The organism is Endothiovibrio diazotrophicus (assembly GCF_054657215.1).
This window is the reverse complement of sequence record NZ_BAAHXB010000165.1, coordinates 1-9,394: the sequence shown is the minus strand read 5'-3', so window position 1 is coordinate 9,394 and position 9,394 is coordinate 1. Positions and strand designations below refer to the sequence as shown.

9 protein-coding genes and 1 tRNA gene are annotated in these 9,394 nt (G+C 66.1%); 6 read left to right on the top strand and 4 right to left on the bottom strand.

Going from position 1 to position 9,394, the window contains the following annotated elements; all coding sequences use genetic code 11:
- Positions 1 to 137 precede the first annotated feature (137 nt).
- Complete coding sequence (gene mltF, locus ACYQ2W_RS24285) at positions 138 to 1,568, bottom strand: membrane-bound lytic murein transglycosylase MltF (protein WP_459873245.1); 1,431 nt, start codon at positions 1,566 to 1,568, stop codon at positions 138 to 140.
- 219 nt (positions 1,569 to 1,787) lie between these two features.
- On the opposite strand from mltF, the gene ACYQ2W_RS24280 reads away from it, so the two are divergent.
- A tRNA-Ser gene (locus ACYQ2W_RS24280) sits at positions 1,788 to 1,877 on the top strand.
- Between the two features lie 88 nt (positions 1,878 to 1,965).
- On the opposite strand, the gene gpmI is transcribed toward ACYQ2W_RS24280, so the two are convergent.
- On the bottom strand, positions 1,966 to 3,510 hold the full coding sequence (gpmI, locus tag ACYQ2W_RS24275) for a 2,3-bisphosphoglycerate-independent phosphoglycerate mutase (RefSeq protein ID WP_459873243.1): 1,545 nt from the start codon (positions 3,508 to 3,510) through the stop codon (positions 1,966 to 1,968).
- 165 nt (positions 3,511 to 3,675) lie between these two features.
- Between gpmI and ACYQ2W_RS24270 the strand changes: the two genes are divergently transcribed.
- The 5 genes from ACYQ2W_RS24270 (at position 3,676) to ACYQ2W_RS24250 (ending at position 7,660) form a co-directional block, all read left to right on the top strand.
- Positions 3,676 to 4,161, top strand: a complete 486-nt coding sequence (locus ACYQ2W_RS24270; RefSeq protein WP_459873241.1) for a L,D-transpeptidase family protein — start codon at positions 3,676 to 3,678, stop codon at positions 4,159 to 4,161.
- A 116-nt stretch (positions 4,162 to 4,277) separates the two neighbouring features.
- Positions 4,278 to 5,219 (top strand): GGDEF domain-containing protein, encoded by a 942-nt coding sequence (locus tag ACYQ2W_RS24265; RefSeq protein WP_459873239.1) that lies wholly within the window; start codon positions 4,278 to 4,280, stop codon positions 5,217 to 5,219.
- A 58-nt stretch (positions 5,220 to 5,277) separates the two neighbouring features.
- Positions 5,278 to 6,339 (top strand): ATP-binding protein, encoded by a 1,062-nt coding sequence (locus ACYQ2W_RS24260; RefSeq protein ID WP_459873237.1) that lies wholly within the window; start codon positions 5,278 to 5,280, stop codon positions 6,337 to 6,339.
- Complete coding sequence (locus ACYQ2W_RS24255; RefSeq protein WP_459873235.1) at positions 6,336 to 7,226, top strand: STAS domain-containing protein; 891 nt, start codon at positions 6,336 to 6,338, stop codon at positions 7,224 to 7,226. Before ACYQ2W_RS24260 ends, ACYQ2W_RS24255 begins: the two co-directional genes overlap by 4 nt.
- A 110-nt stretch (positions 7,227 to 7,336) precedes the next feature.
- A complete protein-coding gene (locus ACYQ2W_RS24250; protein ID WP_459873233.1) occupies positions 7,337 to 7,660 on the top strand; it encodes a hypothetical protein in 324 nt (107 codons plus the stop codon).
- Positions 7,661 to 7,865: 205 nt separating this feature from the next.
- On the opposite strand, the gene ACYQ2W_RS24245 is transcribed toward ACYQ2W_RS24250, so the two are convergent.
- Positions 7,866 to 8,309 carry a hypothetical protein gene (locus tag ACYQ2W_RS24245; protein ID WP_459873231.1) on the bottom strand — a complete coding sequence of 148 codons (444 nt, stop codon included), beginning with the start codon at positions 8,307 to 8,309 and terminating at the stop codon, positions 7,866 to 7,868.
- Positions 8,310 to 8,522: 213 nt separating this feature from the next.
- A complete protein-coding gene (locus ACYQ2W_RS24240; protein ID WP_459873229.1) occupies positions 8,523 to 9,185 on the bottom strand; it encodes a glutathione S-transferase family protein in 663 nt (220 codons plus the stop codon).
- Positions 9,186 to 9,394: the final 209 nt, after the last annotated feature.

The following is a 9,394-nucleotide window of genomic DNA, read 5'->3' as shown; positions in this document are numbered from 1 at the left end:
AAGGTTGGGTTGAGCGGGAGCGAAGCCCAACACGCCGCCGCCGGACTCTCCGCGCCGCAGTTCTCGAGCACGCCTGTTGGGCTTCGCTACGCTCAACCCAACCTACAAGCCCCGATCCCCCAGAGCCCGACAGGCTCCTAGTCCGCCGCCATCACCTTCGGGGCATCGCCCTTCGCCGGCGCCTTCGCCTCGGTGAGCGTGGCCCCCCGCCGCTGCTCCTCTTCCCGCTCCTTGCGCTCCTGCCACTTCAGCATCTGATAGTAGGCGCGGATGTTCTTCACGTAGTAGAGCGCCTCACCACCGCGGGCGTAGCCGTGGGGGAGGGTCTTGTACCACTTCCGCTTGCCCAGTTTGCGTAGCTGTTTCTTCACGTCCGCCCAGGAGTCGGGGCTGCCGCCGAGCCGTTGGGTGAGGATGCGGGTGTCCTCCAGGTGCCCCATGCCGATGTTGTAGGCGGCCAGCGCCATCCAGGTGCGGTCGGGCTCCTGGATCCGCTTCGGCAGCCGCCGCTTCAGCGAGGCGAGGTAGCGGGCGCCGCCGAAGATGCTCTGCTCCGGGTCGAGTCGGTTCTTCACGCCGAGCTGGCTGGCGGTGGCGCGGGTCAGCATCATCACCCCACGCACCCCGGTGGGGGAGATCGCGTCGGGGTCCCACAGCGACTCCTGGTAACCCATGGCGGCGAGCAGCCGCCAATCGAAGCCGTACTCGGCGGCGGCATGGCGGAAGTGGTGTTCGATCGCCGGCAGGCGTTGCTCGATGTGGCGCAGGAAGTGGCGGGTGTGGACGTAGTCGAAGTGGGTGGCGCGGCCGTAGTAGCGTTCCAGGATGCGGGCCAGTTCACCGCTCTCCTGGAGTTCCGCGAAGAAGCGGCGCGCCTCCTGGAGCAGCGAGCCGTCGCCGCTACGCGGGAAGGCCCAGGCGAGCTGGCTGGGGGGCGCGAGGGCGAGGGGGGCGATCGCCACCTCCGGGTAGTAGAGACGGTGGAGGGCGACGAAGTTGGACTGGAGGATGGTGTAGTCGATCTCGCGGCTGGCCACCCGGCGCATCAGCTCGCGGCTGTCGGCATCGTTCACCTCGTCCCACTGGATCCCCGGGTAATCCGTCCGGTAGTGGTCGAGCAGGGCGCCCTGGGGGCACTCCTCGACCACCTCGACCTCCTTGCCCTGCAACGCCTCCAGCGAGTCGGGGGGCGAGGTGTCGCGGTGGTAGAGCAACTGCTGGGTGATCTCCTGATAGGGGGGGCCGGCGCGCAGCTTCTGCCGCTCCTCTTCACTGAGACTCATCCCCGCCGCCGCCAGATGGACCACGCGGCGTTTGACCAGACTGAGGATCCGTGAGGGCTGGTCGACGGTGATCAGCCGTAGTTTCACCCCGAGGCGCTCGGCGAAACGGTTGACCAGCTCGTAGGAGACGCCGGCGGGGCCGTCCGGGGTCTGGAAATAGGTGGTGGGCCCGGGGCGGGTCGCCACCACCAGCTCGCCCGCGTCGCGCACCTGCTGGAGGGCGGTGCGCCGATCGCCGCAGCCGTGGATCAGCAGCAGCGTCGCGGCGAGCAGCAGCGGCGCCATCGCGCGTCGTCGGCCGCCGACGATACGGGCAGATCCGTACCGTCGCGCGAAAAGCGCTGGGGGGTGCGGGAGGTGGCCGGCGGAATGTTGCACGGGGGGCAGGGTTTCTCCGGGTGGAAGATCGATTGTAGCCGCCCGTTGGCCGGTGGGAAACCGCCGCTGTACAAGGATCGATGATGGTGTACAATTCCGCCCCTGCCCGGTTTCGGTCGGGTGAACGGAGAGGTGCCGGAGCGGCCGAACGGGCTTGACTCGAAATCAAGTGACCCCTTACGGGGTCCGTGGGTTCAAATCCCACCCTCTCCGCCAAATTCCGCGCACGAAAAAAGGGCTCCCGTCGGGAGCCCTTTTTCGTGCGCGGAATTCGGCGGTAGGCTGGGGAGGATGACGGCGCTTGCTACCCCCTTACCGGGCCCAGCAGCAGCGACTCGCCCTGCATCTCGTCGGCCCTGGGCAGGCCCATCAGGTGGAGCACGGTGGGGGCGATGTCCTGCAGGCCGCCGCCGATCCCCAGGCGCCAGGGGACGTTGTCGATCACCAGACAGGGCACCGGGTAGACGGTGTGCTGGGTGTGCGGGGCGCCGGTGACCGGGTCGACCATCTCGTCGCAGTTGCCGTGGTCGGCGGTGAGGATCACCGAGTAGCCGTGCGCCTCCGCCGCATCCAGCACCCTGCCGGCCTCCCGGTCGAGCACCTCCACCGCCTCGATCACCGCCTCGCGCACCGCGCTGTGCCCCACCATGTCGCCGTTGGCGAAGTTGACCACGATGAAGGCGTGGCGCCCCTCGGCGAGGGCCGCGACCACCGCGTCGGCCACCGCCGGGGCGCTCATCTCCGGTTGCAGGTCGTAGGTGGGGACCCTGGGCGAGGGGATCAGGATCCGTTCCTCGTTGGGGGTCTCCTCGGCACGGCCGCCGTTGAAGAAGAAGGTGACGTGGGCGTACTTCTCGGTCTCGGCACAGTGGAGCTGGGAGAGACCGGCGGCGCCGATCTGCTGGGCCAGGGTGGTGGCCGGTTTTTCCGCCTCGAAGGCGTAGGGGAGGCCGAAGTGGGCGTCGTACTCCATCATGCAGGTGACCTCGGCGGGGGTGAAGGTGCCGCGATCGAAGTGGGGGAAGTCGGGGCGGTGGAGCGCCTCCACCATCTGCCGCGGGCGGTCCTTGCGGAAGTTGAAGTAGAGCACCGGATCGCCGCCGCGAATCGGCTCGCCGCCGTCGATCACGCTGGGGAAGAGGAACTCGTCGTCCTCGTCGGCGCGGTAGGAGTTCTCGATCGCCTCGCGCGCCGAGCCGGCGTGGCGCCCGGCGCCGTCGACCATCGCCCGCCAGGCCAGTTCGATCCGCTCCCAGCGCTGGTCGCGGTCCATCGAGTAGTAGCGGCCGCAGACGGTGCTGATCACGCCGCCGCAGGGGGCCAGCGCGGTCTCCAGCGGGGCGAGGTAGGAGAGTGCCGAGCGCGGCGGGGTGTCGCGGCCGTCGGTGATCATGTGCAGCGCCGGGCGCACGCCGCGCTGGGAGCACAGCTTGAGCAGGGCGGTGAGGTGGTCGAGGTGGCTGTGGATGCCGCCGTCGGAGACCAGACCGATCAGGTGCAGCGGCCGCTGCCGTTCGCGGGCCCGCGCCAGCGCCGCGGCGAGGACCGGGTTGTCGAAGAAGCTGCGGTCGCGGATGGCGTCGTCGATCACCACCAGGTCCTGGCGCACCACGGTGCCCGAGCCGAGGGTCATGTGGCCCACCTCGGAGTTGCCCATCTGGCCGTTGGGCAGGCCTACCGAACGGCCGGAGGCCTGCAGCAGGGTGTGGGGGTTGGCGGCGAAGTGGCGGTCCAGATTGGGGGTGCGGGCCAGCGCCACGGCGTTGTGCGTGCGGCTGGGGTTGGCGCCGAAGCCGTCCAGGATCACCAGCAGAACGGCGCGGCGCGGGGCACCGGTGGAATGGCTCATCGCTCTCTCCTTCATCGGGTGGTTCGGCGCCTGCGCAACTCTAGACCATCATTGTGACAACGGCGACGGCGGTCCTGAGGGCGGCTTTTGACCCGGTCCATCGAGGGGGTCTCCCGGAATCGGTGGTGCTGTCCAACGGGGCCCGGATGGAGTACGTTTTCCTCCATGTCCCGCCACTCCATCCGCATCGACGTTCAACGCCAAACGCTCTCTCTGGAAGAGGAGGGGCGGCCGGTGGCCGAGTATCCGGTCTCCACCGGGGTCAATGGGGTGGGGGAGCGGAGTGGCAGCGGGCAGACGCCGCGGGGCCTTCACTGCATTCGGGCGAAGATCGGTGCCGGTGTGCCGCCGGGGGCGGTGTTCGTCGGCCGGCGGGCCACCGGCGAGGTCTACGACGAGGCGCTGGCGGCGGCCCACCCCGAGCGCGATTGGGTCCTCTCCCGTATCCTCTGGCTGAGCGGGATGGAGCGGGGGCGCAATCGACTGGGGACGGTGGATACCATGCGCCGCTACATCTATATCCACGGCTGTCCCGACAGCGAGCCGATGGGGGTGCCGCGCTCCCACGGCTGCATCCGCATGCGCAACGCCGATGTCGTCGAGCTGTTCGAGCGGGTGGCGGTGGGGACGCCGGTGAGGATCGACGGATAGCCGGAAGGGGGGCGGGAAGGGGGAAACGGGAATGGCAATCAGTAAATTAGGGTTTAACCCTATTCGTACATAGGGTGTTGCCTTTTCTGCCGAATGGGATAAGGATAGGCCCATCCATGAAGGAGCTATTCACACTCTCGCTGCTCGTCGAGCCGGACCGCCAGCGCTTCGCCCGCTTCGTGATCGACGCCACGCGTGCCCTCGACGGTGACCTCTTTTCGGTCACCGCCCGGCTCTACTCGCTGCTCCAGCGGCTGCGCGAGGAGGAGGCTCGGCTAGGCGGGAGTATCGAGGTCGGTCTGCGGCTGGAGGGGGATCGACTGGTCGTCCATTGGGATGGCGGCGGTATCGACGAGTTCCCCCGGCTCCCCGTCACCCCCGAGCCGATGCGGGTGGAGGAACTCGCCGAACAGTTGCGGATGGCCAGCGAGACGGCCGATCCGGAGCTCCTCAAGCGGCGCAACCGCAAGATCTCCGAGGACCTGGAGCGCTTCACCAAGGTGGCGGCCCAGCAGATGGCGGAGATGGAGACGATGCTCGAGCGCAAGAAAGAGGAGCTGGAGGCGTCGATTCGCCAGGCGGAGACCGATGCCCTTACCGGCCTGCTCAACCGCGGCGCGTACGACGACCGGTTGCGCAAGGCGCTGGCGCGCGCACAGCGTCAGGGCGAGGAGATGGTGCTGCTGCTGCTCGACCTCGACCATTTCAAACAGATCAACGATACCCATGGCCATCAGTACGGAGACGATTACCTGCGGCGCATGGCCGAGGTGATGGAGCGTGCGGTGCGGGAGAACGTCGATCTGCCGTGCCGCATCGGCGGCGACGAATTCGCGATCATCGCCTTTACCGGCATGGAGGCGGCGGAGCGCATCGCCCAGCGCGTCCTCGAGGAGATGAATCGCAAGGTGAGCATTGGGATCGCCCGGGCGCTGCGCCACGATTCGGTGGATACGCTGGTGGCGCGCACCGACGAGGCGCTCTACGCGGCCAAGGCGCAGGGGCGCGGGCGTTTCGTTTCGGCGCGTGCGCCCCTGCGTGAGGTGGCCAACGGGTGAGACGCGTGGATGGTAGGGGACCTTGCGGCCTTGGGCGAGGGGATGCGGCCGTCGGGCGATGAGAGACGATACCCTCCTCAAGCTCCTTCTCGATCAACCCATCGCCGGAGACAGCAGCCAGATCCTGGTTCGCTCCAAGCTGCGTGCGGTCGGTCGGCGCATGGGCTTCAGCGATCTGAAGCGCGAGCGGATGGAGCTGGTCGCCACGGAGATCCTCACCAACCAGTACAAGTACGCCTGCGGCAGCGGACTGATTCAGCTCTGGGAGTGGAATGGGCCGATGCCGGCCCTCGATCTGTTCGCCCTCGACTATGGGCCTGGCATCGATGATCTGGAATTGGCCCGCTCCGATGGATTCACCACCTCCGGCACCCTTGGCAAGGGGATCGGCGCGATCCATCGGTTGGCCGACGAGAGTGCCCTCTATTCGCGCCCGACCGAGTCTGCCGCCGGTGGTTGGCATGGGGTGGCGGTGTGGGTACGCTTCCACCTCCGCGAGCCGGAGCCGCTGCCCTACCAGATTGGGCTTTTCCTGCGTGCCTATCAGGACGCGATCCACAACGGCGACTGCATCTGCGTCGATTTCGACGCCGAGCAGTTGCGTTGGCTGCACATGGATGGGCTCGGGCATGGACTGGAGGCGGCCAAGGCGGTCGCCGACATGGGGACCGTGCTGGAGCGGGAGCGGACCCCGATCGGGGTGATGGCGCGGGCCAGTGAGACGCTGCGTGGCACGCGCGGGGCGGTGGGGATCTTCGGTGAGCTGGATACCGCCAGCCGGCAGGCGCGGGTCTGTGGGGTCGGCGACATGACCGCGGCGCTGCTCTCCAGCGAAGGGCGGCGCAATATCCAGTTCTCCCCGGGGGTGCTCGGCCACTCCCATCGCAGTTGCGAGACCACCGAGCACGAACTGGGGCGGGAGACGCTGCTGCTGACCGCCTCCGACGGCCTGCGGCGCAACTGGGAGCCGGTCGGCTTCCCCGGGCTGTTTCAGCTCCATCCGCAGATGGTGGCCTATCTGTTGGGCAATGTGGCGGGGCGGTCCAACGACGACAAATCGATCTTTCTGGTGCGTCTGGGTACCGGTCAACGAATCATGAGTGGAGAGGTGGGGCAATGAGCAAGAAGCACGCGGAAGAAGATACATCGATTCATCAGATCCTCATCGATCAGCTCAAGGAGAACATGGGTTACATCGCCGATGTGGTCGAGGAGCAGGGGCGGGGGTTGTTCGGCGACAACCAGATCCTCACCGACGACGACATCCACGAGTACAGCGTCGAGTTCCTGGAGCTCTTCGTTATGCTCTTGCAGGCCGGCGCCAGCCTCGGCAAGCGGACCGCCGAGCTGGAGGCGTTGCAGCAGTTCTTCGGCAACTTCGCTCGTCAGATCCAGGTGCGCGGCGGCAGCCTCGACCTCTTCGTGCGCTACGTTCAGTCGCTGCAGCGGGTGCTGATCGAGGAGCTGGAGGAGAATGACCGCTACGGCTTCGAGCAGAACCGCGAGGTGCTGCTGATGCTGGCGCGGGTCTTCAATCACGTGGTGCTCGACGTCTTCCACGCCTATCTCAAGGAGAAGGAGCGGACCATCGAGGCGCAGCAGGAGGAGCTGAAGCACACCTCCACGCCGATCACCGAGATCTGGGACGGGGTGCTGACCCTGCCGATCATCGGCACCCTGGACTCCTCGCGCACCATGATCGTGATGGAGAACCTGCTCTCGCGGATCGAGAAGGACCGCGCCAAGGTGGTGGTGCTGGACGTCACCGGTGTGATGACCATCGATTCCCAGGTCTCCCACCACCTGATCCAGATGATCCGCGCCATCGGCCTGATGGGCGCGCGCGCAATCCTCACCGGCATCCGCCCGGAGATCGCGCGGGCGATCACCAGCCTCAATATCGACCTCTCCGCGGTCAACACCCGCTCGACCCTCTCCGAGGGACTCAAGGAGGCGTTCCACATCCTCGGTATCCAGGTCTCCCAGGATCCTTCGGCGAGCTTTTAGGGGGCGAGGTTTTTGACCATGAAGGGGAGCGAAGTACATGAAGGGGGCTCATTCCTCGCTCCGTGCTTCATGGTCGGTTCTTTCGCCGGGAGTGGCTCATGGTAAAGGGGATGCATCTGACGCCGATCGGCGGGGGCAAGGTGCTGCTGGAACCGGGGGAGGGGCTGGATCCCAGCCACGCCGACGACTACCTGGAGGAGCTGGCGGAGACCCTGATCGAGCTGAAGGGACGGCTGCTGCTTTACGACCTGAAGAGCGTCCCGCTGGTCGATGCCCTCTACTACGACTGGTTATGCCGGATCCATGCGCTCTGTTCGATCAGCGGCGTCGGGATGGTGGTGGTCAACATGCAGCCTGCGGCGGCCTTCGCCCTGGCCATGGCGATGGAGCGGGACCCGCCGTTTCGTTGCGCGCTGGACGTCGATAGCGTATGAAGCGCCTCCGTGACGGAGCTTTCCCGGTCCCTTTCCGTTCAGCGCAACATTCAGTTATGGATGGATCGGCCGCGAAAGCGGGATGACAGCCCCGGTTTTCCGAGAATCGTCTTCAAATCGCTCGCTATTCTCTTCGGGTTTTCGAAAAATCGGGACCGCCCTCCTGCCCATCCGCGAATCGATCCCCCCATGGTCCGGCAGGCTCTTAGTATAAAAACGCAAAAAACCAGGGTTCTGCGGCAAAATACTGGCCGCTGAGTTCGATGCCGCCACCCAGCGAAACGATCTCTCCGTTGCTCAGTTCCACAGTCATGTTCCGGAAGGTTACGTCATATCGGTTCTGATAGTCTGCGGAATAAAAAGTGATCGGACCGTTGTTGTAGACCAAGTAGAAATGGTCCCCCTGGGTTTGTAGCGAGTAGTCCAGGGTGCCGTTTGCCCAGAATCCGGATGTCGTCCAGAAACTGCGATAACCTTGTTGGCCTTCCAGGGTTACCGCCGATCCGTTGACGCAGGCTTGACCGTAGAAATAATAAAAACCTGACCCCGACCCGTACATCGGTTCATACGATGTGCCGCATCCCGCCGACGCCTTGAACGACCACAGCGACAACAGCCCAACCGCCAGACCCGCCAATATTCGTTTCATTCCTTGTCACTCGTTTTTTGTAAAAAATGGATTTTAGCATATCAAATAAAACGATCGTTTGGTGTGGTGCATCATTGCCGGGCCTGCCTGCCCGACGCGGCCGACCTCTCCGGGGGGAAAGCGGTTTTTGCGGCGCGTACTTCACGAATGGCCGCCCAGTCTCAGCTGTTTTCTGCGGGAACCTTAATCGGCGCTGCGGAGGGCGCGCCCCGTTCACGCCGCGAACAGCTTCGCGCCGTAGCCCCCCTGCATCTTCAGGAACCCCTTGTAGCGCTGCTCGAAATCCTCCGGCACCGCCCCGCTGATCGCTTCCATGGCGAGCAGCGTGTCGGCCCAGCGGCGCACCTTCGGGTACTCCTCCCACGGGATGAAGGGGTGGGCCGCCTGGAGCAGGTCGAGGCGTTGGAACAGCGGTCCGAAGGCGGTGTCGATCAGCGAGAATCCTTCGCCAAGGAAGTAACGGCCCTCGCCGGTGTGGCGCTCGAGCCACGCCAGTTTCTTCAGCAGCCCCTCTCGGGCCCCGCCGTGGGCCGTCTCGTCGGCGGCGGTGGAGAGTCCGTGCATGTCCACCAGGCAGGCGGAGGCGAACTCCACCCAGGCGCGGGCCATGGCGCGCTCCACCGGTGCCTCCGGCAGCAGACTCCCCACACTGATCTCGTCGACGAACTCGTTGATCACCGCCGACTCGAAGAGCACGGTTTCCCCGTCCACCTTGAGCAGCGGCACCTTGCCCAGCGGCGAGGTGGTGGCGAACCAGTCGGGCAGGGTGTCGGGGGTGATGTAGGTGACCTGGTGGGGTACCTGCTTGTAGCGCAGGGTGATCAGCGGACGCTGTCCGAAGGGGCAGATCTTGAAGGTGACCAGTTCCAGCTCCATTCTCGGCTCCTCAGTCGATGGGTTGGGACGCCCATGGTAGGGGTTGAAGGGGCGCTGCGCCACTCTGAAAGCGGGCTAGCCCTGCCTCTTACCCACAAATCGGCCATCAGCGCTCCCCGGAAGTGCCAGGCCAAGGCGCGGCGCGCAGCCAATGGTGATCCCTTGGCAAGCGCCGCAACGCGGGCCTGGCGCTTCCGGGGGGCGCCCTA